The following is a 24,212-nucleotide window of genomic DNA, read 5'->3' on the forward strand; positions in this document are numbered from 1 at the left end:
AATAGCGGTTCAGCACTTTCTGAAGTTTATTCAAATAATTCTTTTAATTCTTTTTCAGTGAGTAAGTTAAGGGCAGCGGCTACCATTACACAGCAGTTAACTTCATATTCGGCCCACATTGCACCTTCTTTAAGACGGTCAAATGTAATTATGCCGAGAGGTTTTTCTACAGTTCCCAGAATACACTGAATTGATGATTTTACACCGCGGTTTTCCAGAATCTTGGCAAATGATTTTGCAGCATCACGCAGTTCTGTAGTGAAATTAATCCTGATAAAAGGCTTTTTATTGAAAGCATCAGAAAATTCCTGAGAAAAGACATAACATGCATCTTCAAGTTTTTTAGAAGCTTCTCCAACGCAGTAGATTCGCTTCATTGCCGGTCCGTAATAAACATTGACGGCCCCAAGATTGTATGTTTTAACCATGTGTTCAAGAACAGTATTAATAGCTTTATGAGGCTCAGTGCGTAAATTTAAAAGGAAATCAGACATACTTTTAAGTTCAAGCACTTCACGAACATCATATTTTATGCCTTCTGTTTTAGATTCCGTTGCCTTTTTATAAAGTTCACCATGCAAATCTTCACGGTAAAATACATATCTGTCCCGCCCCTTATCTTTTGCACGGTAAAGACAGAAATCAGCCTTTTTAAAAAGTTCATCAAATGTATCTCCATCTTTAGAATACTGGGAAGCACCAACAGAAGCAGTAACTTTTATATCAGAGAAAGTATTTTCAAATGCAGCACTGATATTTACATTTATAGCCCGTAAAATTGATCGGAAAATGCTTTCTTCAGACATATCTTCAAGAATGACCAGAAATTCATCACCGCCATAACGGCCGATTACACCCTGTTCGCCGACAACTTCTTTAAGAACTTCGCCTGCCTTTTTTAAGACTTTATCACCGGCCAGATGCCCGTAAGCATCATTAACCGGCTTAAAATGATCCAGGTCAACAATTGCTAAAACTGCATGCTCTTTTGTGCCGGGTGTAAAACGTTTTTCGGCAAAAGACATGATTGCTTTTTTGTTATAAACATCAGTAAGAGGGTCAATTTTTAATTCCTGAAGAAGCTCTGTTGATTTATCACTCTGTTCGACCAGAAGTTCCGGCAGCATGCGTCCAACCATAAAAACATCGCCGTTATCTTCAAGCCGGATAGCTTTAAAAGTCATTTTTTCATGTGATAATGCTCCGGAGCGGAATGAACAGGAAATATTTGCTTCAAATTCAGAATTACATTCTTTTAATTCCTGAATTTTCTGCATGAAAAGGGAAATACTTTCTTCATCAATAAGAGATTCTTTTATAACCTGCTCTGCCCAGGAATCTATGTTCTGCTCATAAATTGTAATTTTTTGATTTTGAAGGAAGTTGTGCATCCGGAATATATTTGTTGATTTCTGATAATAGAAAAGATATTCATTTGTAATTCCAAGTGCATGATTAATGCGTTTTTCAAAAGAATTTGCTTCACGATAAAAAACAAGTGCATCCGTAACTTCGATTATGTAAACTGAAATACATTTTTTTTCGTTGTGAACATCTTCACCCACAGAAACAATATTGTACTGATACTGGCCTGAAATTTTCTTGAATTTATAAGCCCGGAATTCATCGCGGTTACGGCTTTCTTCTAAAAATTCTAAGAACTGCTGTTTATGTTCAGGAGCCAGTAAATCTGAAATATTATCATATAAAAAACCCGGCATTTCAAAATAAGAATAAAATTCTTTGTTCCGGTCGAGTATTTTGAAATCTTTGTCGATGTAGGCAATTTTTATTTCAAGATTCTTCACTGATTTTCCTTAAAAAAACATATCTCTTTATTATAAACGAAAATAAGTAATTTTTAAAGAAAATTTCACAATTATTAAACTTTATTTTAATAAAACTTTGATTAAATCGCGCCGTCCGGCCTTTTCGAGCGCTTCTTTTACAAGCGGGGCATTTTCACGGCGGTTAAACTGAAGAAGGGCGCGCTGTAAACGGCGTTCGTGCGCTCCACGGGCAACATAAACTTCTTCAAAATTGCCGTCTGCAAGGCGATTGCGAGGATTTAAGCCTGTCCAGTACATACATGTAGAAAGACTTCCCGGAGTCGGATAAAAATCCTGCACCTGATCCGGCACGAATCCTGTTTTTTTAAGGTATAAGGCAACTTCAATCGCTTCGGCAAGACCTGCCCCCGGATGCGAGCAGATGTAATACGGCACAAGATACTGCTTTTTCCCGAGCTTACGGTTCCAGTCTGCATATTCGGCGGCAAATTTTTCGTAAAGCTCATGGCTTGATTTTCGCATAAGACGGAGGAGCTTGTTTGAAACGTGTTCAGGGGCAACTTTGAGCTGGCCTGAAATGTGATATTCGACAAGTTCCTTAAAGAAAGTTTTGTCATTGTCCATCATAAGATAGTCAAAGCGGATTCCGGAGCGGATAAAAACCTTTTTGACTTTCGGAAGTGAGCGCAGTTTTCGCAAAAGTTCGACATATTCTGTGTGATCGACATTTACGTTTTTACACGGATTTGTTCCCATACAGTCTTTGTTCGGGCACGCACCGCGTTCTTTCTGAAATTTACACGCATCATGCCGGAAATTTGCGGTAGGTCCTCCGACATCATGAATATATCCCTTAAAATCAGGATTTTCCGTCATGATTTTTGCTTCTTTAACAAGACTTTCGTGACTCCGGGCCTGAATGCGCCTGCCCTGATGAAAAGTAATCGCACAGAAAGAGCACGCTCCAAAACAGCCACGGCTTGAAACAAGGCTGAACTGCACTTCGCTGAGTGCCGGAATGCCGGTTTTGCCGTTTTCGGCAGGTGCATCGTACATCGGATGCCATTTTCGCGTAAAAGGAAGCTCGTAAATTGAATCAAATTCTTCTGTCGTAAGAGGAAGTGCGGCCGGTTCCTGCACGATAAAACGCGCGTCTACAGGCTCAGCAAGAATATGACCGTTGATTGCGTCCGTATTCTGCTCCTGAATAAGGTAACTTTCTGCAAAAAGCCGCTTGCTTTCAGGAGTATTTTTGCTGATTTCGGCATAAGAGGGAAGCATTATGGCTTTTTCTGGAATTTCTTCAGGCTTGCTTGTATACCACACTGTTCCCCGCACCCCGCGGATAGCTTTAGCAGGAACGCCTTCACGCAATTTTGCCGCAATTTCTAAAATAGAGTGCTCGCCCATGCCGTACATAAGTAAATCTGCCTTTGAATCAAGCAGAATTGAGCGGCGCACTGTGTTTGACCAGTAATCATAATGGCTTGTCCGGCGTAAACTTGCTTCGATACCACCGATTATGACATTAACGCCTTTGTACGCTTCACGGATTTTTGAAATATAGGTGATTAAAGCCCTGTCCGGTCTGTGGCCTGCCACTCCGCCGTGAGCATAAACATCTTCGCTGCGGGGCTTGTTGTTCGCAGTGTAATTTGAAACCATCGAATCCATAGCCCCCGCACTGACCAGAAAACCTAAACGCGGCCGGCCGAATTTACGGAATTCTTCGACATTTTTCCAGTCCGGCTGGCATAAAAGGGCGACAGAATAACCGTTTGCTTCGAGTAAACGCCCCAAAAGAGCTGAAGCAAAAGAAGCGTGGTCAACATAAGCATCGCCTGAGACAAAAACGAAATCAGGTTCGTCTATGCCGCGTTCGAGAAGGTCTTGTTTTGAAATTGGAAGGAAGGGATTAGACACGGAGAGAATTATAGCACAAAATCGATGAAATGATTAGCATTCAATTTCGTTTCTTTCCCTTTTTATGATATAATAAAAAAATGGAATATATGCAGGAAGCTTTAAAAGAAGCATACAACGGAATAAACAATTACGAAGGCGGACCGTTTGGTTCAGTAATAGTAAAAGACGGGAAAATAATCGGCCGCGGGCACAACCGGGTTCTTTTAAAAAAAGACCCTACCTGCCACGGCGAAATGGAAGCAATCCGTGATGCCTGTAAAAATCTGGGGACTCATGACCTTTCCGGCTGTGAACTTTACACAACCGCCGAACCCTGTCCGATGTGCCTTGGAGGAATTCTCTGGGCAAACATCAGAAAAGTTTTTTACGGATGCACTATTTCCGACACGGATAAAATCGGCTTCCGCGATGACGAATTTTACAAGTGCTTTGAAAAAAAAGGCGGAGACTATTCTGCGCAGGAACAAAACCGCGAAGAATGTCTCAAACTTTTTGAGGATTACTCAAAACTCAACGCTCAAAGATATTAATTTACTGCTCCTGAACAACTTCGGTTACTTCAGGGCAGGCATCTTTTAAATAGCGTTCAACGCCCATTTTTAAGGTCATAAGAGCCATCGGGCAGCTTCCGCAGGCACCTGTTAAACGAAGATGAACACGATTCTGTTCATCAATCGAAACGAATTCCATATCTCCACCATCTGCCTGAAGCTGCGGGCGGAACATATCAATTGCTTCCAAAACGGTAGCTTCCTGTTCTTTTGTCATAATTTAACTCCTGAAATAAAGATAATAGAATTCCGGAAAAAAAGAAAGTTAAAAACGATTGAAAACTCTTTTCAGCATGAGTAAAATAATTTTATGAATTATGGAGTTATTAAAAAAGTTGATATAGCTGATGGCTTAGGTGTAAGAGTTTCTCTGTTTGTTTCCGGATGCCGGAATCACTGCAAAGGCTGTCACAATCAGATTACCTGGGATTTTAATTTTGGAAAGCCTTTTACAGAAGAAACTGAACAGGAAATTCTTGAAGCCCTCAAACCAGCTCATATTGCAGGTCTTACAGTATTGGGCGGTGAACCTTTTGAAGAAGAAAATCAGGAAGTTCTTGCTCCATTTCTGGAACGTGTCAAAAAAGAATTCCCTCAAAAAAATATATGGTGTTACACCGGCTACCTCTATGACAAGGATTTGCTTCCTCAGGATGGACGAAAACACACTCCTTTTACAAACCGTATGCTGGCATGCATAAATGTTCTTATTGACGGACCTTTTATCGAAAATCTCAAAGATTTGACTTTAAATTTCAGAGGGTCAAGGAATCAGCGTATTATTGACCTGGAGCACAACTGTCTTTTAAAGCTATAGAGTAAAAGACACAATAAGTAAAAACTGTTATAATCTAACTGATTTTTAATCGCAAAAAAAGGAAAAAGGAAAACAAAATGGATAAACTTAGAGTATTATTGGCAAAAGGCAGAATTTACGAATCAGTATACGAACTTTTGAGCGATGTCGGTATTTCCCTCAAACTTGCAGACCGCACATATTTTCCTACAACTAATCAGGACGATCTCGCTTTTCAGGTCGTAAAGCCTCAGATTGCTAGCGCACTTTTGGCTTCAAATAAAGCTGATGTAGGTTTTTCCGGCAAAGACTGGGTTTACGAAAACGGCGTTCAGGATGGAGTCGAAGAAATCATGGATTTGGGATTTGATCCTGTCCGCATCGTTGCCGCTATTCCTAACACTGTTGATTTTGACAAACTCCTTAAAGGCAAGGTCACAATCGCAACTGAATACCAGACTTTGAGCAGAAAATGGGTCGAAGAAAAAAAGATTGACGGCACAATTTTCCGCACCTGGGGCACTTCAGAAGGCTTTGTTCAGGACAACGAAGATTCACTCGCCCAGATTTTAATCGACAACACATCGACAGGCTCAAGCCTGCGCGCAAATAACCTTAAAATCGTAGACACTTTGATGACTTCTTCAACAAGAATGTACGCATCAAAAGAAGCACTTAAACACCCTGCAAAAAAACAGAAAATCATGGAGCTCAAAATGCTCTTCGAATCTGTTTTGAATGCACGCGGCAGGGTTATGCTTGAAATGAACGTAGCAAAAGACAAGTTCGACGGCCTTATCAAAGCTCTTCCTTCAATGAAAAGCCCGACAGTAAGCCCGCTTTTCGGCGATGACGGCTATGCAGTAAAAATCGCAGTCAAAAAGAGCGAAGTCCCAACACTTCTTCCAAAATTGCAGTCTCTGGGAGCTACGGATATCCTTGAATATGCTTTAAGAAAGGTTATGATGTAGGAAAAACTATGACACGTACAGCTACTATCGAACGAATTACCGGCGAAACTCAGATTTCGCTTACTCTCAACCTTGACGGAACTGGCAAATGCACTGTCGAAAATCCAATCGGCTTTTTTGACCACATGCTCAAATCTTTCTGTAAACACGGGCTTTTTGACCTTTCCGGCACGATTAAGGGCGATTTAAACGTAGACCAGCACCACACCATCGAAGATACAGGAATTGTACTTGGCATGTGTTTTGCAAAAGCTCTCGGTGATTGTGCCGGCATTTACCGCAGCGGCTCATTTCTCTACCCTATGGACGAAGCTCTTTTACGTGCAGCAGTTGACTTCGGCGGAAGGCCTTTTCTGGTATGTAATGCCGAACTTACAGGCATTCCTCTTGTAAGCATTCAGGACGGTAAAGAAGGCACATTCCAGACCGACTGTTTCGAAGATTTCTGGAACGGCTTTGTTCAAGCGGCAAAATGTAATCTTCACTTAGATACAATCCGCGGTCGAAGCGACCACCACAAAATGGAAGGCCTTTTTAAAGCTGCTGCCCGTGCAATCCGAAGTGCAGTCGAAATAGACCCGCGCCGTAACGGAGAAGTTCCAAGCACTAAGGGCGTAATTGTTTAAAAGATCCGGAGGAATACAAATGATATACCCTTTTATGACTTTGCCAGATGATACGGAAATTACTCACACAGAAATGCGGGAAGACGGAACGGTAAAGGTTTATATTGAAACACCTGATGAAAAAGATGGATTTCACAATGTTGAGTGCATTCTTCCTCAGAAAAAATGGGAAAAAATTAATGGTTATTCCGAAGACGAACTGAACTATTATAAAAAACTTATAGATTCAACAACCCATCTGATTCTCGAATTTTCTCAGACGGGAGGTATACTTAATGCCTCAAATTTTTAAGGTCGGCTCTTACTGGATATATTTCTGGTCAAATGAAAATGAACCTGTCGAGCCGGTTCATGTACATGTTGCTGAAGGTCGCCCAGTTGCAAATGCCACAAAAATATGGATTACAAAAGATGGGAAATGCTGTCTCTGCAACAACAATTCTAAAATTCCCCAAAGAGTTCTAAACAGCATAATGCGGCTTATAGAATCAAGAAGCTTTGAAATAATTGCAGAATGGCAGGAACGATTCAAAGAAATCTCTTTCTATTGCTAAAAGATTTTAAAACGGTACGAAAGACTCAAATCAAACCATTTTGCCCCAGCTCCACCGTCAGAAGTGCTGGATTTTGTATATGTTGCTGATGAACTTGATTTTTGATAGTCGTCACCACGAACAATTCCGAGATAACAATATTCTGATGCCATAATGATAGAATGTTTTTCAGTAATTTTAGCTTCAAAGCCAATATGCCCTTTAAAAGCAGAAAAATATCCAATTGTTAAATCTGCAAAATCCAAGCTTCTAAGTAAATGTGAATCATAAGAAACCGCATAAAAATACGGGGCAACAAAAAATCCTGCATTAATAATAAAATTATAATAGGGATAAAAAGAAAAGTCACTTCCCAGCCATAAGTAATAGCTGATTCGTTTATAATCGATTACATCGCCTGTTAGTTCGCCAGTTGTTTGATTTTCAGAATTATTATAAGCATAATAGGGACCATAATTATTATAAGAACTTGTTCCTACAGTATTTCCATACCAATATGTTCCGTTACTCGCTGTAAATTTAATATTATTATACTCAAAGCCTAAGGAAGGTTTTATTCTAAATTTTTCTAAAAGTTTGAATTCGTATCCGCCTTTTATTTCAAAAGAAAAATCATGGTCTATATGATTATCACTTTCAGAATAATTTGTCTGTATTGTATTTCCTCCACTGGCAGCAGCATATTGAATGTTCTGCCAGTCTGAATCCTTCATTATTCCACTTGCTCGAGGAATACCTGCAGTAAATTTTGTTTCTGCAAAAATTCCTTTCCAGCCGCCACAAAGTTTTAATCCAGCTTGCAGTTCATTTTTTATTTCCCAGTTAAGTTCACTCAATTTATCATCTGAAAAATATGATTTATTCGAAAACACATACTCATCCAGCTGCCCCCACTTCATGCCGAACAGAGGCTCAACTGAAAGAGAAAAGTCTTTAAGAGAAACTGCAAATAATGAAAAAGAGAAAAAAGCAAAAGTAAGTGAAAGAAGGAATTTTTTCATATACTACTTATCGGAATAATTTTTCCGTTTTCAATTTTCAGTTTACGCCAGCGGGTCAACTCCGAAAATATTGCACAGCTGCTTTCGGGTTGCGTCCATGTCTTTCGGGTAAGGTGCTGTAAATGTGACTTCTTCGCCGGTTTTTGGATGTTTAAGAGTAAGTTTGTATGCGTGGAGTGCAAGCCGGCTCAAAAGAGGGCGTTCAGTTTTTTCGTCGCCGTTCCAGCGTTTTTTGAGTTCAGAAAGAAGAACCGGATGCTGATTTCCTGAATAAAGCGGATCGCAGACAATTGAAATTCCGAGTGACTGTAAATGTGAGCGGATCTGATGAGTGCGGCCTGTGTGCGGCTTTGCTTCTATCCATGAGTAAGGACCGCAGTTTCCGATATTTCTGAAATCAGTAACGGCAGCTTTACCATAACGCTGATTTAAAACTGTTCTGTGGCGGGAATCTCCGTCGACTAAGAGCTTTGAATCGACTTTTTTTGTTTCCCACATTGGGTGACCTAAAACAAGTGCATGATAGATTTTTGTTACTTCGCGGTTTTCAAACTGCATTGAAAGATTTTTGTGTGCTTCTGCATTTTTTGCATAAATTACACAGCCAGAAGTGTCCTTGTCGATTCGATGGACTGCAAAAAGCTTTCCGAACTCTTTCTGTGCTTCCAAATCAAGGCGGGGAGCATCTTCATCGTAACGGTCAGCAGCAATTAAGAGCCCTGAACGCTTATTAAGAACGACAATATCTTCATCATTATAAATAACTGTATAGTCTGGTGTAATTTTCATTATGCCATTATAAATTAAATCCGGAAGAAGTGCCACAAGGATGTGGCAAAAAGCAAGTTAACCGCAAGTTTTTGCCTGTCAAAAACTTGTCACAACATGGATGTCGACTAGCCATGGAAGCAAATCTTTATCATTCCAGTGAGTTTCTTTCATTATGTAACTGTTTTCCTTCATGCCGAAGCCGTGTCCGCCTTTCGGATAAGTTACAAAAATATGAGGAATGTTTTTTTCGGCCAGGGCTTTGTCGAGCCGGACAGAATTTTCGTAAATTACTACAGGATCATCTTCACAGGCAAGAATGAATGTCGGCGGCATGTCATCCGGAACATTCAGTTCCATCGAAAATTCGTCTTTAAGGCTTTGAGAATATGCGTGTCCCCAGAAATTCCATGGACGCCAGCCTTTTTCTGCATCCGGCGCGCTCCATTTATGCCCGAGTAAACTTCTGCGTGACCACTTATGGGAAATGTCATCCTGCATGGTAACAACCGGATAAATCGGCATTACAAAATCAGGACGGACGCTTTCTGAAGTTTTTATTCCAAGTTTTGTAAGTTCGTTATGAGTTGAAGCGAATTCGCCTGCCATTGTAACTAAATGGCCGCCTGCACTATAGCCGATTGCACCGACTTTGCTTTTATCGATATTGAATTCTTCTGCATGCTCACGAATATAAACAATTGCCATCTGAATGTCTTCGAGCTGGTCCGGATAATGGTGGCAGTTATAGGCAACCCGGTAGCGCAGGACAAAGGCGGCAATTCCGTGTTCAGAAAACCATCGCGCAGAAGCAAAACCTTCGTGCGGCATTCCAAGATGATGATAACTTCCGCCCGGACAGATTATTACGGCCGCAGTTTTTGAAGAAGATTCGCCTTTAGCCGGCGTGTAATAAAGAATTGTATCGCGTTTCTGAGTTTCCATTTTGGGAACGCCGTCCCAGAGAAAGACTTTTTGAGTGTAATCTTTTGAAAAAATATTAATAGACATCAAAAGAAAAAAAACAGAAAAAAATAAAAAAGTAAGGGAATTTTTTTTATAATCCATAAAATTTATGTTGTGAAACAAATGGCGGTTTTCAATTGTCAGTAAAGGCAAATCTGACGGAAGCGGGGTTGCGACACAAACCCGCCTGAGCTTTGCTCACAGCGGTGTTTGCTGTTACTTAGTCGATTGCTGACATGTCAGTGATTTCTTTGCTGTAGTCAACACCGTCTACATCGAAACCGTTGATGTTAAGGAAATCTTTTCGGACTCCTTCGAGGTCAATCATTTCGGCGATGTTGTCCTGAGTAATTTTTGGCATAACCTGATCGACTTTTGCCTGGGTTTCCGGACGGAGTTCCCAGTCGTCGATACGGATTCGGCCTTCTTCGTCTACAGGAACTTTTCCGTCGGCAGTGTAAAGGCGTTCAGTGAACAGACGCTCAATCTGCTCTTTACAGCCTTCATGTGTTCCTTCTGCTTTCTGAATCTTAAAGAGACAGCCGAGGTATACACCGATTACTGGAATTACAGAAGATGAACGGGTAATAAGGCCTTTGTTTACAGATACGTAAGCTGAACCGTTTACCTTTTTGAGCATTTTGTCGATTACTTTTGCGCGCTCTTCAAGGTCTTTTTTTGCCATACCGATTGTACCGTCGCGGTAAATTGCGTGGCTTAAAGAAGGTCCGATGTATGAATAAGCTACTGTTTTACAGCCTTCAGCAAGAACGTCTGCGTCGAGAAGGTATTTAAACCAGCGTTCCCAGTCTTCGCCGCCCATTACTTTAACTGTGTTTGCAATATCGTCGCCTTCTGCAACAGGAGCTACTACATCCGGAACGAGTGTTCCGCCTACGATGTCGAGTGCCGGACCTTTGTATTCTTTACCGATTACTTTGAGAACTGATTTGTAAAGAACCTTTGTGTCAGGATCAGTGCGGACTGGTGAAGCGAGTGAGTAAACAACGAGGTCGAATTTTACGCCCCATTTTTTTACTTCATCGATTACAGCCTGACGGCATTCATCAGAATATGCGTCCATGTTGAATGTTGTTGATTTTAAGCCTGAAGAGCGTGCAACTTTGTCAAATTTTTTGTTGTTGTACCAGCCAGGTGTTCCGCCCTTTGTTTCAGAAGCTTCTTTTTCGAAAGAAACACCAATTGTATCAGCACCGTATTCAAAAGCAGCTGTAATTCGGCTTGCAAGACCATATCCTGTTGAACAGCCGAGAACGAGAACTGTTTTTGGAGCAGCAGAATTTCCTTCTTTAGCTGATTTGATTCCTTTTTTTGCTTTCTGAGCAAGTACCCAGTCAATCTGATTCTGTGTATCTTTTGCACAGCCAATCGGATGAGCGTTGATACAAATGTTTGAACGAACCATTGGTTTGATAAGTGCCATGTTTTTCTCCTTATAAAAAGCCCGAACCTGAAAGAAGGGCAAAATTAACATTCATTTTATACTATTTATTTTGACAAAATTAGTCAATGTGTCAAAATAAAATCAGGAAGCAGTTTTTAATATTCATCAATTGTGATGATTAAGTCATTTCGTTCGCATTTTGCGGAATATTTAAAATCCTTTTCTTCACGGGAAACAACTTTAATATATTTAAAATTACTGAATGAAACGCCGTTGCTTGCAGTATCGTAAGAATCTGTATCAGCATATCCTTTTAGAATCGCAACAGTTCCGGCTTTTTTTGTTTCATTTTCGTCGTTATAGCCGTAAATTTTAAAACTTGCTGCTGATTTTAATGTAACTCCGCCGACTAATTTTACTTTATCCCTAAAGCCGCCAAGCATTTTAACATCAAAAACCTGACAATGTGATTCATCGATATTTTTTGCATCATAAAACCAGATATGAAGGTCATTGCTTCCTTTGCTGGCACTGTATTTAAACTCACCGTTTGAATCATTGCTTATGGCAAAATAATTATAATTTGCAAGCTTGATGTTTTTTCGGTCAACTGAATTCACAGTTTCGGTATCGCCTAATCCCTTTAAGCGGCCTTTTCCAAATTCAACCCATTTTTTTGACTGTTCATCATAGGCAGAAATTGTTACAACAAAATCTGAAAATGACGAAACGTTTCTTAGTTTTACACTGTCCCGGATTTTACCAGGAATTTTCGAAGAATCGATAATATAAGCTTTTTCATCTGGAAATTCCGGAACCTGTGCAGACAAAACACCGGCAAATGCAGATAAAACAGCCAGAATTGCAATTAATTTTTTCATTTTATTCCCCCATTTTTTTGAAAATCAGGCTTGTATTGATTCCGCCGAATGCAAAATTGTTGTTCATTACGTATTCGGTATTAATTTCGCGTCCGTCGCCAGTGATGTAGTCGAGTGGGGCACATTCCGGGTCAACTTCAGTAAGGTTGAGGTTTGGAAGGAACCAGCCTTCATTCATCATATTGATTGAAAGCCAGCTTTCGATTGCTCCGCACGCACCTAATGTGTGACCGATGTAATTTTTTACTGTTGAAACCGGAACTGCGCGCTTAAAGACATCGTAAGTAGCACCGGTTTCTGTAACATCACCGGCTGTAGTTCCTGTGCCGTGTGTGTTGATATAGCCGATTTTATCCGGAGAAAGTTCTGCATCTTCAAGAGCCAGCTGAAGTGCATGTGCAATTGTCGGGCGGTTAGGTGAAGTTATATGAGTTCCATCTGTAGTTGTACCGAAGCCGACTAATTCTGCGTAGATTTTTGCTCCGCGCGCCTTTGCATGTTCATATTCTTCGAGGATGAGAGTACCGGCACCTTCTCCTAAAACCAGTCCGTCGCGGTTTTTGTCGTATGCACTCGGAGTAAGATGAGGTGTGTCGTTTTTAGTTGATGTTGAAAAGAGAGTGTCGAATGTTGCAGTATCCATTGTACAGAATTCTTCAGCACCGCCTGCAATCATAATATCCTGCTTGCCGAATTTAATTGCTTCGTAAGCATAGCCGATTGACTGGCTTCCTGAAGTGCAGGCTGTATTTGTCGTAATAATACGCCCCGTAAGGTGATAGTAAACTTCAAGATTACATGCACAGGTCTGCGGCATTGATTTAATATATGTTGTTGAACCTACTTTGCTTGTATCGTTTGTAACAAGCATTGAATACATTTCCATGAGAGGATCAACGCTTCCGATTGAAGAACCGTAAGCAATTCCACAGCGGCCTGCGGAAAGTTCTTCGCTTCCAAGTAAGCCTGCATCTTCGAGGGCGGCGTCTGTGGCAGTAAGAGCCATCTGTGCAACGCGTCCCATTCCGCGGATTGCCTTTCGTGAATATTTTTCTTTATTGATTTCGAAATCGACAGGACAGCACAGTCGCGTATTCATGAGAGGATATTTTTCGTCCCATTCGTGCATGTATTTTACGAAATTCTTCTTTGCTTTTAAATTTTTGAGGACTGTCGGCCAGTCATTTCCAAGCGCACTGACAATTCCGCCGCCAGTAACAACAACTCTTCTTGTTTCCATATAATTAATCCTTTTCTCAGTATTTTATCAGAAAGAATCAAAATATAAAAGATTGCATAAATTTAATTGCACAGCAGCTCAAAATTACATCTGTCCGGCTCTGATTTGTCATCTTTATGCAGATGTAAGCCGTTTCCCATGCAGTTTTTCCATTGCCTGCATTTTGCACACTTTCCTGTCTTTGCCCATCTGCGGTCACGCATATTCTGATAACGGTTCTGCCATACATCCATAAAACTTTCTCTGTAAATATTTCCCTGAATAAAAGCCTTTGAACGCACACTTAAACAGGCAGAAATTGAACCATCGCACATTACGCTTGCAACGTTGATTCCGCCGCGGCAGAAAAAGAAAAAATCACGCACTTTAAGTTCATATTTTCCAAGCCAGCCTTCACAAGAATAATTCAGATGTATTGATTTTCCGTCAGTTGTTTTGTAGAGCCTGGTTTCGGCAATAAAATCCATTAAAGAACGGTATTCCTGATTTGAAAGTGCAAGGTTATTCTGAGCGGCCCTGCCTTCAGGAAAAATTGAAAATATCCGCCAGTTAGAAACTCCGTTTTGAATCAAAAAATCTCTGAATTCCCGTAAAATTCCAAAATTCCCCTGATGAACACAGGTAATAACATCAAAATTGAGCCTTTTTGGAAACTGTTTCTGAAAATCTACAACCATTTTAATTGCTTCAAAAACTTTTTCAAAAGAATGAGGATTTTGCCGCAAATGGTTGTGCTCTTTTTCAAATCCGTCAATGCTGAAACTGATTGAAGAAAGGCCTGCATTTAAAAGTGAAATAAATCTTTGCGGAGTAAGTACAAGCGCGTTAGTCACAATTCCCCAGCGGAATCCGCGCTTTTTTATTTCAAGGCCGGCTTTTTCCAGATCGTTTCTTAAAAGGGGTTCACCGCCTGTAATACATACAGTAAGATTTTTATACGGATTTTTTGCTTTTACATCGTCTAAAACATGCACAAAATCAGAAAGCGGCATATCCGGAACTTCGCTTGAAGCAAGGCAGTCACTTCCGCAGTGAAGGCAGTTAAGATTACATCTTAAGGTACATTCCCAGAAAAGATAGCGCAGCTCGTGCTTTTTGATTTCACTGTTGCGGTAAAGACGGAAAACAGCATGCTTTAATTTATTCAGCATTGTTTAAAACTGGCGAATATTGGAAATCATCTTTTAGAGTAACGCTATGCTCTTTTTGAGCAAACGAACCGCCGTTTGCATCCCCGTCTGTATCTGTGAATTTCAGGGTATAATCACCTGCTGTCAAACCACGGAATTCATACCAGCCGTCAGAATCTGTTGTAACTGTTTTAAATGTTTCAGACTGCTTAACGGAAAGCTGAACGACAATATCTTTAATAGCCTGCTCTGTTCCATTGACATTTCCTTTTACATTCCCGTAAATGTCGTATTCAAACTCATCTTCAATGACACCGTAGCAGGAAGTAAGAGTTCCAATTCCAAGAATGCCGAAAATAACTCCGGCAATGCGTTTCCATGTCCAGTGAATTTTATCTTTCATGCTTTACTTCTCCATTTATTGATTAAATTATAAGAAAGTTCTTATTTATTGTAAAGTTTAAAAGCCAAAACAAAGACCAAACCGCTCAGAAATATCCGCAGCTTTATACTTTGTTTCATAATCTAAAAAAAAGCCTTTTATTTCTGAAAATCCGTGAAAAGCAAGAATATATTTTTTGCTGTTTATCGGAACATATCCAAGACCGAATCTGCCGCCGGCAGAATTCAATTGGTAACTCCCGCTAAATAATTCCGCCGTTTACAGAAATTACCTGACGCGTAATGTATGAAGAGCCTTCGCTTAAAAGATATACTGCAAGAGAAGCAACTTCTTCCGGTTTACCAGCTCTTCCCATCGGAATTGTAGGAAGGATATGTTCAACAGGTGCATCTTTTATCATGTCTGTTTCGATAAAACCAGGAGCTATGCAGTTTACCGTAATTTTGCGGCTTGCAAGTTCAACGGCAAGTGCTTTTGTAGCACCGATAAGGCCAGCTTTGCTTGCACTGTAATTTACCTGACCGCGGTTTCCCATAACTCCTGAAACACTTGAAATTGTTATTATACGGCCACGTTTTTTACGGCAGAGCGGCATTACAAGAGGCTTTAATACATTGTAAAAACCGTCCAGATTTGTATGAATTACATCGTCCCAGTTTTCGTCAGTTAAAGCCGGAAAAGCGTTGTCGCGGCAGATTCCTGCATTTAAGATGATTCCCCAGAAAGCGCCGTTTTCTTCACTCCATTTTTCAAGTTTTGTGCGGCAGTCTTCACGGTCAGAAATATTGAACTGCAAAAGAGAACATTTTCCGCCTGCTTCTTCGATTTCTGATTTGAGTGCTTCCGCCTTTTCTATGCCGTTATTGTAGTGTGCTACGATTTCATATCCTGCCTGACTTGCAGCAAGAGCTATTGCACGGCCAATTCCACCGGAACTGCCTGTTACTAAAACTTTTTTTTCTGTATTTTCGTTTTCCATAAATTACCTCTTTTTTAAGCCTTAGAATTGTTCTCTACTTCCATGACAGTCAGTTTTCCGCTGCCGCCTGCTTTATCATTTACAAAAAGTTCCGCGCGGAAGGAATACACATTATCAACAACAGCTTCCCGCACAGCTTTTGCCCGCACAACATCACCGCTGACAAGCGAATCAAAATCGAAATGAAGATTTGATACGCTTAAAATAAAGCCCATGTTTGGCGGGAGATGATTTTCACGCGCATACAGCCCGGTGAGTGCCGAAACTGTCTGTGCAATAATTTCAAAACAGGCATAATTCGGCGCAACTTCGAGTTTTTTGTCGTAAAACATAAAATCTGGAGTAATTTTTGTTTCACTTTCGATAATCCAGTCGTTCGCCTGCGCTTCGATTATGCGGTCAATAATAAACATTTTTCCTTTATGCGGAACAAGACCTGCCAGTTCTTCGTGTTCAATTTTCATAGAGATTCCTTTCTGACAATCAGACTTGCGTTGCATCCGCCGAATGCAAATGAATTACTCATACAGCAGCGGATTTCTCTTTCTGCCTTAGAACTTTTTACCAGATTCAGCACAGGAATTTCTTCATCCTGCACACCGTCCCAGACATGAACAGGAATTTTCTGCGTTTTGAGTGCAAAAAAGCATGCAGCAAGTTCAAGACTTCCTGCAGCCCCAAGAGTGTGCCCTGTAAGAGGCTTTGTTGAGCTACACAAAACCTGCGGATTTTCTTTCCCAAAAACCAGATTAACCCCCTTTGCTTCCATGCTGTCATTTAAATGTGTGCCGGTTCCGTGCAAATTTATGTAGTCTATTACGGCTGGAGAAAGCTGAGCATCTGCAAGAGCTGATTTCATTGCCTGTTCTGCACCTGTTCCGTCAGCTAAAGGAGCTGTCATATGGCTTGCATCAGAACTTTCTCCTGTACCGGCTAAAATAATCCCGGTTTCATCTAAATCATCCTTTGAAAGAACAAAAACAGCAGCTCCTTCTCCAAGATTGATTCCGTTTCTGTTTTTTGAAAATGGATTTGTTTTTTCATGATCAATTGCTTCAAGGCTGTCAAATCCAAGCAGAACAGTATCAGAAGCAACATCAACACCGCCTGCAATCACGGCATCACATATACCGGCTTTTATCAATTCTTTGGCTTTTATAATTGCACTCGCACTTGAAGAACATGCCGTTGAAAAAGCAAGAGAAACGCCTTTTACTCCAAGCCGTTTTGAAGTAAATGTCGCCACATAGTCTGCACCCTGAGCCTTTAAGTTGTAATAAGATGGAAATTTACCGTCTTCAAAAAAAGCCTTATGTGCGTTAAGAGAAAGAAAACTTCCGTTGTCGCACGAACCTATACATACGCCGACACGGTTTTCTCCATAAAGTGTAACTGCTTTTTGAACCGCTGATTTTACAGAAGAAAGAGCAGAATCCAGAATCTGCAGAACGCGCATATCAAATTTGTCTTCAACCGGCTTTAATAAATCATCCGGAATTTTTCCTGCATAAAAAGATTTTACGCCGTTTTCACCTTCAAGACCGCACTCAACTTTTTTAATCCCACAGCGGTTTCCTGCAGCAAGATTTTTTACAAATGTATCTGTATCACTTGAATTTCCTGCAGCACAGATAAATCCAGGATTTGAAAGATAAATTTTTTCGCTCATTCAGCTTCTCCCGTCAAAGTATAAGAATAACCGCGCAATATGTTATCGTAGAAAATTGACTGCAGCTTTACAGAACCGTCTTCCATAACAGAATAAGTCTTCGTAATTTTTGAAACAGGATTTCCGTTTTTAGTCAGAGTTCTTGTTTCATATTTCGTGCCGCTGATTCCATCTGTAAAAACAGTTTCAAAATCTACGCCGATTTTTTCAAGAGCCGTCTTTACTGATTCTGCTTCATACAGACAAAACTGAAAATCAGCCACAATATACTCAGCCTTAAGATTTTTTGGAAACACAGCCGAGTCAAAATCAAGAGAAGTGCCGTCATAAAAAAGGCTTCCCATTGTTGTTCCGAATTCATTGAAAATGGTCATTGAAAGCTGAGTTTTATCGGAAATCACATAAACATCAAAATCAAAACTCTGTGTACCGAATTTCGCAGTCATGCGCTGAACAGAATCTATCATGCCGTCCATCTCAACCGGTGCCAGAAGAGCAAATTTTGAAGTATTTGTGACATAAACCGGAGAAAATTTTGACTCCAGACGGGAAGATGCGCACGAGACAAGAAAAATTGAAATCAAAATAAGAAAGATTTTTTTCATTTAGGCGTTTCCCTTCAGATGCTGCTTTACACGGGCACTTCCGCTGTAAACAGAAATATATTTTAACATTTTTCCGTTCTTGTGGAAACCTCCTGATTTTAATACAATTTTATGGTATGAAAAAAATTATTTTTGTTTTGCTTTTTATAATTTTTCCCCAGGGCTTTTTCTCGCAGTCATCAGAACCAAAAACCCGGGCTCAGCTTGCAAATGATACGGCACAGGTCGTCGGAACAAAAGAACAGGCTGATATCTCAGATTCACAGGAAAAAACTGAAAATTCACAGGCAGACAAAAATCAAATTGATTCAAATCTCACAGTAACCAGAATAAATTTTACCGGTCTTAAAAAAACACGTAATTCTTACATTCAGTCAAAAGTTTCTAAATTTACTGGGAAATCCATCAGAGAAACTGATTTACACGCTCTGGAAACCGCAGTTCAGCTCGAAGGGCTTTTTGATGACATTCAGATTTCTACAGAACAAATTTCTGAAACTGAAGCACAGATAAATATCTCTGTCAAAGAAAAAATCACATTCATTCCTCTTCCGTTTGCAATGTATTCAAATTCAGGATTTATGGCCGGCGGTGTCGTAATGGATACAAACGCATTCGGACAAAAACACATGTTCATGCTCGGTGGATTTTTCTCAAACACATCAAAAACTGCCATGGCTTCTGTGGCTAAAAATTCCAAAACAAAAGGAATTCCAAGCATCTCAATTTTTATTTCAGGTTCTAAAAGTTCTCCAGAATATGAAAATCTCGATAACGACACGGTTCTAAAATATGATGCACTTTCATTTGGAATCGGACTGAGTCTTTCAGAAAAAATCAACGACTGTTTTTCTTTCACAAACAGTTTTGGATTCAAATATCTCGACACAAGCGACAATTCAAATTACAAAGGTCTTGCCCCGGAATCACTTATTGAAGGCACTGTTTCCGCCGGACTCGGATATTCAAAATCAGACTGGAACGGCATTTTTATGTCCACAAATTCAGCTTCAGTCTCTGTTGAAGCTGGTCTTAACAAACCTAACGATGCTGACTACCGCTTTCCGCTTGGATTTTCTTTCGCTATTAGTGAACAGCACCCGGTTTTTACAGACAGACTCAGAATTTACCAGCGTTATTCAGGATTTTTCGGACATAAAAATCATCTTTCAAGCTTTAAATCACAAAGCGCAGGTTCTGTAACAATTTTACCGGGAAATTTCGTATCAGAAAAAATTATTGGCGGAAACACCGGGCTGGAACTTGCAGTCGCAAAATTCGGCTGGGGCATGATTTCGCTTTATTCAGATTATCAGATTGTATACACTCAGGATTTTGACAAGGATTACCATTTTATGCACGGACCAAACGGCGGTGCAAGATTTTACCTTGCAAAAATCGCTTTTCCGGCGCTTTCAATGGGTGTTTCGTACAATGTTCCAAAAAATTACTGGCAGTTTGCCGCCGCAATGGGCATGACGTTCTAGATAACCCGCCAGTCTGCACCGTTTTGGCCTGTAAATACGCGTACACGGCATTTCTGTTTTCCGCAGTTTTCGGTAAAGAATTCAATGTCTGTGCCGTATTCACTCATTACGTCATCCGGATGATAGTGCGTGTTGAATGTGGATTCCGTGCCGTCGAACGTGCATCGTCCTAAAGCCGCATGCATTTTGATTAAGTCTTCGGCTGCAGAAAAAAAGCGGTCCAGATGTTTTTCTGAAAAGCGTTTTTTTACAAATGAAAGCTGAAGTTCTTCGATTTGAACTGAATTTTTATCGGCAGTCCAGTTACGGATTGAGCCTGTCGACGGGTTTGATTTTATGCCGGAATTTTCAATGTAATCAGTAAACCTTTTTAAAAATTCGCTCGGTTTTTCTTTTAACACATAAAGCACGGAATTAAACCACGCGACCGCCCTTCCTTTCGTATAAAAAAGATTTGTTGCAAGAGAAAGTTTTTCTGCCCTTTCAAGGTCTTTTTCGCAGAATTGCGGCGTTCTGAGTACGTGATAAGGCGGATTCTGCTCCCATTCAAGACCAAATCCATTTGCTGAATCATGCAAATCTGTTCCTGGAAGTACAGAAAGACAGAAAAGCTCAAGGTTATTCGGATAAAGGCTGAGCGCAAAATCGATACTCTTACAGAAACCGCGGAAGTTGTCCCCCGGAAGCCCGTAAATTAAGTCAAAGCCGAAAGTAACGCCCTCTTCGTTCAGAAAGCCGATATTTTTTATGAATTTTTTCTTGTCGAGGGTGCGGTGTACGTTTTTCAAGACATCGGGATTTGCACTCTGTAAGCCAATCTGAAGGCAGCACGGAATCCGCGAAAATGCACGGGCAAGCTCCCGGTCGATGAATTCAGCTCGTGCTTCAAAATAAAAGAACATTCCCGGCGCTTTTTTCTCGATAATTTTGAGCATTTTTATGGCACGTTCTTTACTTGCGTTGTATGTCGGGTCAAGAACGAACACCTGTGCAATTTTCTTTTTAGCAAACAGCTCAATTTCTTTTTCGAGCCGTTCCATCGGAAAATAAGCGATTTTCTTTTCGCCTTTTGATTCGTAGCAGTAAGAACATTTAAAAGGGCATCCGCGGGCAAGTTCCCAGAGAGCACCGCCGTATTTTGAAACGTCTAAAGTGCCGTCAAGATAAGGAGAAGCAGTTAAATCAGGAGGAAGCGGACAGGCCCGGATTATCTCGTAATGCCCCGCAGGGTGTTGTTTTTCGGTTCGATAAACCCCCTGAACTCCAAATGCACGGCCTGCTTCAGTTTCGTTCGTGTCGTTTTGTGTAATTTGCGGTTCGTTTTTTTGAATTCTGTCGAGAAGCTCCACCATGGCACGTTCACCCTGGCCTGCAATCATAAAATCAAAGCTCTCGAAAGAAAGCGGATTTGCAGTAACTTCAGGTCCGCCTGCAATGCAGATACATTCCGGTAAGATTTTTTTTAATTCAAGGCAGGCTTTTTCAAGAATTACGCGGTTCCATACATAAACAGAAAAGCACACGAAATCAGGCTTTTTTGAAACAAGATTCTCAGCAAGGAGCCGTGCAATTCCGTCCTCACCTGCACTCTTTCTCGCCTGAACAATATCCGCATCTTCAAGCGAAAAATCAATTAATTCTACGGAAAACTTACTGCGGGTGCGCTCATCTGATTTAATGCCTGAAGCAATGCAGGCCGCCCCTAAAGGCAGCCCCTGCGGAGAAGTTTCAACTAAAAGAGTAGTACAAATAAGGGATTTCAATTATTTGTTTTTATTCACAATCCGCTCTTCGTATTTGCCTGTAGCAATGTCGATGAAGCGTACAAAAAGCGAAACTTTATTTTCTTCGTTAAGGCTTGTCCAGATTTTGTCGGCAAATTCGTCGATTGAACCTTTTATTTCGACTTTTTCCGGCTCGCCCTCAAAACTTGGGAGCGGGTTTCCGTTTCCCATGTAGGTGTGGATAAAGTGTCCCTCACCTTTCTGAGGATTGTCGTAAGTGTATGTGAAACGCAGACAGTTGTCACCGTTTCCGTTATCGCTCTTTAAGATTGAAATTGCATAGTCGTATTTGCCGCCTTCAACATTCAAAAGTGAAGAAATGCGCGGAGTGAAGTTTGGAGCGTCGTGCTCGTATTTGCGGACTCTGAGCGACTGTTCAAATGTTTCGCCTTTTTTAAGGCCTTCAAAAATTGTGTCGGTCTGGTCGCCGTTTGTAACGATTGTTTTGCTTCCAAGCTGACGGACAGCTGCGTAAATGATAAGGCTCGGATCGCCTGCAATGAGGCTTTCGTCAAACGCTTTTGTGCGGACAACTTCAGTTCCGTCTTCTGTTTCTGTAACAAAAACTCGGTTCCGGCTTCCTGCACTACGGCCCATTGTCCAGTATGCAGAAACGGCGTATTTTCCGTCTTGTGAAAGACCTGCAACAATTCCGCGGCCCGGATATTCATTTGCCTTTAAAATTTCTTCAAGTTTGCTGATTTTCATATTATTCCTCGTTATTTTGAATTTCGTTTTCTTTATTTTCAACTGTTTCTACAGAATCAGGAATTATAACTTCAGGCCGATTATGCCACTGCATAAATACAAGACCAATCCCGCTTGCAAGAAGTACAATTCCAAATAATCTGATAATGAAAACACCTATTGAATCAGATGGAATAATAAAAAGCACGACAGCAATTATAAGAGAAGTAAAAACTTCAATCATTGACTGACGGATCATAATTCCATTTCTGTGTAATTTTGTGATTGTGTAAAACTGAAGACATGCCGAAATAAGCAGATAAACAGCCAGAGTATAAGCCATTGCACTCCATGCAACAGAAATAAATATTTTTGGAAGCAGAACTGCAAGCAGTCCGATTACAACACTAAGAATACCGCGGACAGTAACAATTTTTTTGTACTGAGGATCGACAATCAAATCCCTTGTTGCAGCAAGAATAAAAACTCCGTCAATTACCGCCGCAATTCCAAGAAGAATTACAAAAAAAGAAATAAAAGTTTCTGGTGAAATAAGCAGGAAAAGCCCCAGAGCAGCTGTCATAAAACCAAGAAAAAGTTTATTTTTATCCATACAGTCAAATATATGATAAACTGAATAAAAATTCTACAAAAAAAGAGAGGATATTATAAAATGCAGAACTCAAGAGAAACAATAATCATCAGAACCAGTATTATCGGCATTCTGGCAAATATTGCACTTGCTTCATTTAAAGCTTTCGCGGGTCTTTTTTCACATTCAATCGCAATCATTCTTGATGCCGTAAACAACCTTACAGATGCACTTTCTTCTCTTGTCACAATTATCGGAACTAAACTTGCAGGAAAACCCGCAGATAAACAGCACCCATTCGGTCATGGAAGAGCTGAATACCTGAGTGCAATGGTTATTTCAGTAATTATTCTGTATGCAGGTTTTACATCTCTTGTAGAATCAGTTAAAAAAATAATTTCTCCGCAAACACCTGATTACTCAAAAAGCACACTGATTGTGGTGTCCGCTGCAATTATTATAAAATTTTTATTAGGAATTTTCGTAAAAGCAACCGGAAAAAAAGTAAATTCCGACTCACTGACTGCCAGCGGACAGGATGCTTTTATGGATTCAATGATTTCACTTACAACATTTATAGCAGCCATTGTATTTATATATTTTAATATTTCACTTGAAAGCTATCTGGGCTTACTGATTTCATTTGTTATTCTAAAATCAGGATTCGAAACACTGCGGGAAACTTTGAGCAAGATTTTAGGAGAAAGAATAAACGCAGAAATTTCACATTCTGTAAAAAAAACAATCACTTCAGTTGAACCGGAAATTAACGGTGCCTTTGATCTGGTTTTAAATAATTATGGTCCAGACAAACATCTTGGTTCTGTTCACATTGAAATTCCAGACACATGGACAGCAGATAAAATCGATATGGTTTCACGAAAAATAACTCAAACCGTCTATGAAAAACATAACATAATCGTAACAGCAGTAGGAATTTATAGCATAAATACTAAACATAACTCCGCAGCCCAGATTCGGGAGAAAGTCTGGAACATTGTTCACGAGCATAAAGATATTCTTCAAATGCACGGTTTTTTTATTGATGAAGCAAATAAAATCATGAGATTCGACATTATTGTGTCTTTTGATTCTCCTGACATGCATATTATGTATAATCATGTTGTTGATGATGTAAAACAAGCTTTTCCTGATTATGACATTCAGGTTCAGTTTGATTTTGACATTTCCGACTGATTTTTTAATTTTTTTTCTTTGATGCTGTTGACACAATTAATTAAAATCCGTTATATTATTCAAGCATCAAATATCTGGAGCGATGGCAGAGAGGCTGAATGCACCGGTCTTGAAAACCGGCATACCGCAAGGTATCGGGGGTTCAAATCCCTCTCGCTCCGCTTTTTTTTTGATAGCGGATTGGAGGCGTCGTATAGCGGTATT

General features: G+C 40.3%; 27 protein-coding genes and 1 tRNA gene. 9 read left to right on the forward strand and 19 right to left on the reverse strand.

What is annotated here, in order from left to right:
• Window positions 1-26: 26 nt before the first annotated feature.
• Both ACKI5B_RS08310 and ACKI5B_RS08315 read right to left on the reverse strand, forming a co-directional pair.
• Window positions 27-1,808 carry a GGDEF domain-containing protein gene (locus tag ACKI5B_RS08310; RefSeq protein ID WP_407427672.1) on the reverse strand — a complete coding sequence of 594 codons (1,782 nt, stop codon included), beginning with the start codon at window positions 1,806-1,808 and terminating at the stop codon, window positions 27-29.
• Window positions 1,809-1,889: 81 nt separating this feature from the next.
• On the reverse strand, window positions 1,890-3,713 hold the full coding sequence (locus ACKI5B_RS08315; protein ID WP_407427674.1) for a YgiQ family radical SAM protein: 1,824 nt from the start codon (window positions 3,711-3,713) through the stop codon (window positions 1,890-1,892).
• Window positions 3,714-3,793: 80 nt separating this feature from the next.
• Between ACKI5B_RS08315 and ACKI5B_RS08320 the strand changes: the two genes are divergently transcribed.
• A complete protein-coding gene (locus ACKI5B_RS08320) occupies window positions 3,794-4,246 on the forward strand; it encodes a nucleoside deaminase (protein WP_407427676.1) in 453 nt (150 codons plus the stop codon).
• A 1-nt stretch (window position 4,247) separates the two neighbouring features.
• Here ACKI5B_RS08320 and ACKI5B_RS08325 read toward each other — a convergent pair whose 3' ends face one another.
• A complete protein-coding gene (locus ACKI5B_RS08325; RefSeq protein WP_407427678.1) occupies window positions 4,248-4,484 on the reverse strand; it encodes a NifU family protein in 237 nt (78 codons plus the stop codon).
• A 93-nt stretch (window positions 4,485-4,577) separates the two neighbouring features.
• Between ACKI5B_RS08325 and nrdG the strand changes: the two genes are divergently transcribed.
• The 5 genes from nrdG to ACKI5B_RS08350 all read left to right on the forward strand — a co-directional run bounded on the left by nrdG (window position 4,578) and on the right by ACKI5B_RS08350 (window position 7,214).
• A complete protein-coding gene (gene nrdG, locus ACKI5B_RS08330; protein WP_407427680.1) occupies window positions 4,578-5,084 on the forward strand; it encodes an anaerobic ribonucleoside-triphosphate reductase activating protein in 507 nt (168 codons plus the stop codon).
• Between the two features lie 77 nt (window positions 5,085-5,161).
• Entirely contained in the window at window positions 5,162-6,034 is an 873-nt protein-coding gene (gene hisG / locus ACKI5B_RS08335; RefSeq protein ID WP_407427682.1) for an ATP phosphoribosyltransferase, read from the forward strand.
• An 8-nt stretch (window positions 6,035-6,042) separates the two neighbouring features.
• A complete protein-coding gene (locus ACKI5B_RS08340) occupies window positions 6,043-6,660 on the forward strand; it encodes an imidazoleglycerol-phosphate dehydratase (RefSeq protein ID WP_407427684.1) in 618 nt (205 codons plus the stop codon).
• 19 nt (window positions 6,661-6,679) lie between these two features.
• On the forward strand, window positions 6,680-6,952 hold the full coding sequence (locus ACKI5B_RS08345) for a hypothetical protein (RefSeq protein WP_407427686.1): 273 nt from the start codon (window positions 6,680-6,682) through the stop codon (window positions 6,950-6,952).
• Window positions 6,936-7,214, forward strand: a complete 279-nt coding sequence (locus ACKI5B_RS08350) for a DUF4160 domain-containing protein (protein WP_407427688.1) — start codon at window positions 6,936-6,938, stop codon at window positions 7,212-7,214. The genes ACKI5B_RS08345 and ACKI5B_RS08350 overlap by 17 nt, the downstream gene beginning before the upstream one ends.
• Here ACKI5B_RS08350 and ACKI5B_RS08355 read toward each other — a convergent pair.
• From ACKI5B_RS08355 to ACKI5B_RS08415, 13 genes are all read right to left on the reverse strand, one after another.
• Window positions 7,211-8,215, reverse strand: a complete 1,005-nt coding sequence (locus ACKI5B_RS08355) for an omptin family outer membrane protease (RefSeq protein ID WP_407427690.1) — start codon at window positions 8,213-8,215, stop codon at window positions 7,211-7,213. The two genes, ACKI5B_RS08350 and ACKI5B_RS08355, sit on opposite strands and share 4 nt — an antisense overlap.
• A gap of 42 nt (window positions 8,216-8,257) precedes the next feature.
• Entirely contained in the window at window positions 8,258-9,004 is a 747-nt protein-coding gene (locus ACKI5B_RS08360) for an RluA family pseudouridine synthase (protein WP_407427692.1), read from the reverse strand.
• A 78-nt stretch (window positions 9,005-9,082) separates the two neighbouring features.
• Window positions 9,083-9,994 (reverse strand): alpha/beta hydrolase, encoded by a 912-nt coding sequence (locus ACKI5B_RS08365; RefSeq protein WP_407427694.1) that lies wholly within the window; start codon window positions 9,992-9,994, stop codon window positions 9,083-9,085.
• Between the two features lie 175 nt (window positions 9,995-10,169).
• Complete coding sequence (gene fabV / locus ACKI5B_RS08370) at window positions 10,170-11,393, reverse strand: enoyl-ACP reductase FabV (protein ID WP_407427696.1); 1,224 nt, start codon at window positions 11,391-11,393, stop codon at window positions 10,170-10,172.
• Window positions 11,394-11,509: 116 nt separating this feature from the next.
• On the reverse strand, window positions 11,510-12,235 hold the full coding sequence (locus ACKI5B_RS08375) for a hypothetical protein (protein WP_407427698.1): 726 nt from the start codon (window positions 12,233-12,235) through the stop codon (window positions 11,510-11,512).
• Window position 12,236: 1 nt separating this feature from the next.
• Window positions 12,237-13,475 (reverse strand): beta-ketoacyl-ACP synthase, encoded by a 1,239-nt coding sequence (locus tag ACKI5B_RS08380; RefSeq protein WP_407427700.1) that lies wholly within the window; start codon window positions 13,473-13,475, stop codon window positions 12,237-12,239.
• Window positions 13,476-13,537: 62 nt separating this feature from the next.
• Window positions 13,538-14,626, reverse strand: a complete 1,089-nt coding sequence (locus ACKI5B_RS08385) for a TIGR04133 family radical SAM/SPASM protein (protein WP_407427702.1) — start codon at window positions 14,624-14,626, stop codon at window positions 13,538-13,540.
• Window positions 14,616-15,008 carry an SdrD B-like domain-containing protein gene (locus ACKI5B_RS08390; protein WP_407427704.1) on the reverse strand — a complete coding sequence of 131 codons (393 nt, stop codon included), beginning with the start codon at window positions 15,006-15,008 and terminating at the stop codon, window positions 14,616-14,618. The genes ACKI5B_RS08385 and ACKI5B_RS08390 overlap by 11 nt, the downstream gene beginning before the upstream one ends.
• Window positions 15,009-15,065: 57 nt before the next feature.
• On the reverse strand, window positions 15,066-15,236 hold the full coding sequence (locus ACKI5B_RS08395) for a hypothetical protein (protein WP_407427706.1): 171 nt from the start codon (window positions 15,234-15,236) through the stop codon (window positions 15,066-15,068).
• A 13-nt stretch (window positions 15,237-15,249) separates the two neighbouring features.
• Window positions 15,250-15,987 (reverse strand): 3-oxoacyl-ACP reductase FabG, encoded by a 738-nt coding sequence (gene fabG, locus ACKI5B_RS08400; RefSeq protein ID WP_407427708.1) that lies wholly within the window; start codon window positions 15,985-15,987, stop codon window positions 15,250-15,252.
• A gap of 14 nt (window positions 15,988-16,001) precedes the next feature.
• Entirely contained in the window at window positions 16,002-16,451 is a 450-nt protein-coding gene (locus ACKI5B_RS08405) for an ApeP family dehydratase (protein WP_407427710.1), read from the reverse strand.
• On the reverse strand, window positions 16,448-17,656 hold the full coding sequence (locus ACKI5B_RS08410; protein WP_407427712.1) for a beta-ketoacyl synthase N-terminal-like domain-containing protein: 1,209 nt from the start codon (window positions 17,654-17,656) through the stop codon (window positions 16,448-16,450). Before ACKI5B_RS08410 ends, ACKI5B_RS08405 begins: the two co-directional genes overlap by 4 nt.
• Window positions 17,653-18,261 (reverse strand): DUF3261 domain-containing protein, encoded by a 609-nt coding sequence (locus ACKI5B_RS08415; RefSeq protein ID WP_407427714.1) that lies wholly within the window; start codon window positions 18,259-18,261, stop codon window positions 17,653-17,655. Before ACKI5B_RS08415 ends, ACKI5B_RS08410 begins: the two co-directional genes overlap by 4 nt.
• A 116-nt stretch (window positions 18,262-18,377) precedes the next feature.
• Here ACKI5B_RS08415 and ACKI5B_RS08420 point away from each other — a divergent pair, with 116 nt between their 5' ends.
• Complete coding sequence (locus tag ACKI5B_RS08420) at window positions 18,378-19,748, forward strand: POTRA domain-containing protein (RefSeq protein WP_407427716.1); 1,371 nt, start codon at window positions 18,378-18,380, stop codon at window positions 19,746-19,748.
• Here the strand turns inward: ACKI5B_RS08420 and ACKI5B_RS08425 are convergent.
• Genes ACKI5B_RS08425 through ACKI5B_RS08435 form a run of 3 tightly spaced genes read right to left on the reverse strand, consistent with a single transcriptional unit; the run spans window position 19,745 to window position 22,832 of the window.
• Entirely contained in the window at window positions 19,745-21,511 is a 1,767-nt protein-coding gene (locus ACKI5B_RS08425) for a B12-binding domain-containing radical SAM protein (RefSeq protein ID WP_407427718.1), read from the reverse strand. The two genes, ACKI5B_RS08420 and ACKI5B_RS08425, sit on opposite strands and share 4 nt — an antisense overlap.
• Window positions 21,512-22,240, reverse strand: coding sequence for an IMP cyclohydrolase (locus ACKI5B_RS08430; protein ID WP_407427720.1), 729 nt, complete (start codon window positions 22,238-22,240; stop codon window positions 21,512-21,514).
• Between the two features lies 1 nt (window position 22,241).
• Window positions 22,242-22,832 carry a DUF308 domain-containing protein gene (locus ACKI5B_RS08435; protein WP_407427722.1) on the reverse strand — a complete coding sequence of 197 codons (591 nt, stop codon included), beginning with the start codon at window positions 22,830-22,832 and terminating at the stop codon, window positions 22,242-22,244.
• Window positions 22,833-22,892: 60 nt separating this feature from the next.
• On the opposite strand from ACKI5B_RS08435, the gene ACKI5B_RS08440 reads away from it, so the two are divergent.
• Window positions 22,893-24,008, forward strand: coding sequence for a cation diffusion facilitator family transporter (locus tag ACKI5B_RS08440; RefSeq protein WP_407427724.1), 1,116 nt, complete (start codon window positions 22,893-22,895; stop codon window positions 24,006-24,008).
• 76 nt (window positions 24,009-24,084) lie between these two features.
• Window positions 24,085-24,169, forward strand: a tRNA-Ser gene (locus tag ACKI5B_RS08445).
• The last annotated feature ends 43 nt before the right edge of the window (window positions 24,170-24,212 follow it).

The sequence above is a fragment of the Treponema sp. genome (assembly GCF_045657965.1).
Classification (GTDB): domain Bacteria; phylum Spirochaetota; class Spirochaetia; order Treponematales; family Treponemataceae; genus Treponema_D.

Coding starts and splice junctions, on each gene's coding strand:
- ACKI5B_RS08320 (WP_407427676.1), top strand. CDS start 3,794: ATGGAATATATGCAGGAAGCTTTAAAAGAAGCATACAACGGAATAAAC.
- ACKI5B_RS08325 (WP_407427678.1), bottom strand. CDS start 4,484: ATGACAAAAGAACAGGAAGCTACCGTTTTGGAAGCAATTGATATGTTC.
- nrdG (WP_407427680.1), top strand. CDS start 4,578: ATGAATTATGGAGTTATTAAAAAAGTTGATATAGCTGATGGCTTAGGT.
- hisG (WP_407427682.1), top strand. CDS start 5,162: ATGGATAAACTTAGAGTATTATTGGCAAAAGGCAGAATTTACGAATCA.
- ACKI5B_RS08340 (WP_407427684.1), top strand. CDS start 6,043: ATGACACGTACAGCTACTATCGAACGAATTACCGGCGAAACTCAGATT.
- ACKI5B_RS08345 (WP_407427686.1), top strand. CDS start 6,680: ATGATATACCCTTTTATGACTTTGCCAGATGATACGGAAATTACTCAC.
- ACKI5B_RS08350 (WP_407427688.1), top strand. CDS start 6,936: ATGCCTCAAATTTTTAAGGTCGGCTCTTACTGGATATATTTCTGGTCA.
- ACKI5B_RS08355 (WP_407427690.1), bottom strand. CDS start 8,215: ATGAAAAAATTCCTTCTTTCACTTACTTTTGCTTTTTTCTCTTTTTCA.
- ACKI5B_RS08360 (WP_407427692.1), bottom strand. CDS start 9,004: ATGAAAATTACACCAGACTATACAGTTATTTATAATGATGAAGATATT.
- ACKI5B_RS08365 (WP_407427694.1), bottom strand. CDS start 9,994: ATGTCTATTAATATTTTTTCAAAAGATTACACTCAAAAAGTCTTTCTC.
- fabV (WP_407427696.1), bottom strand. CDS start 11,393: ATGGCACTTATCAAACCAATGGTTCGTTCAAACATTTGTATCAACGCT.
- ACKI5B_RS08375 (WP_407427698.1), bottom strand. CDS start 12,235: ATGAAAAAATTAATTGCAATTCTGGCTGTTTTATCTGCATTTGCCGGT.
- ACKI5B_RS08380 (WP_407427700.1), bottom strand. CDS start 13,475: ATGGAAACAAGAAGAGTTGTTGTTACTGGCGGCGGAATTGTCAGTGCG.
- ACKI5B_RS08385 (WP_407427702.1), bottom strand. CDS start 14,626: ATGCTGAATAAATTAAAGCATGCTGTTTTCCGTCTTTACCGCAACAGT.
- ACKI5B_RS08390 (WP_407427704.1), bottom strand. CDS start 15,008: ATGAAAGATAAAATTCACTGGACATGGAAACGCATTGCCGGAGTTATT.
- fabG (WP_407427708.1), bottom strand. CDS start 15,987: ATGGAAAACGAAAATACAGAAAAAAAAGTTTTAGTAACAGGCAGTTCC.
- ACKI5B_RS08405 (WP_407427710.1), bottom strand. CDS start 16,451: ATGAAAATTGAACACGAAGAACTGGCAGGTCTTGTTCCGCATAAAGGA.
- ACKI5B_RS08410 (WP_407427712.1), bottom strand. CDS start 17,656: ATGAGCGAAAAAATTTATCTTTCAAATCCTGGATTTATCTGTGCTGCA.
- ACKI5B_RS08415 (WP_407427714.1), bottom strand. CDS start 18,261: ATGAAAAAAATCTTTCTTATTTTGATTTCAATTTTTCTTGTCTCGTGC.
- ACKI5B_RS08420 (WP_407427716.1), top strand. CDS start 18,378: ATGAAAAAAATTATTTTTGTTTTGCTTTTTATAATTTTTCCCCAGGGC.
- ACKI5B_RS08430 (WP_407427720.1), bottom strand. CDS start 22,240: ATGAAAATCAGCAAACTTGAAGAAATTTTAAAGGCAAATGAATATCCG.
- ACKI5B_RS08435 (WP_407427722.1), bottom strand. CDS start 22,832: ATGGATAAAAATAAACTTTTTCTTGGTTTTATGACAGCTGCTCTGGGG.
- ACKI5B_RS08440 (WP_407427724.1), top strand. CDS start 22,893: ATGCAGAACTCAAGAGAAACAATAATCATCAGAACCAGTATTATCGGC.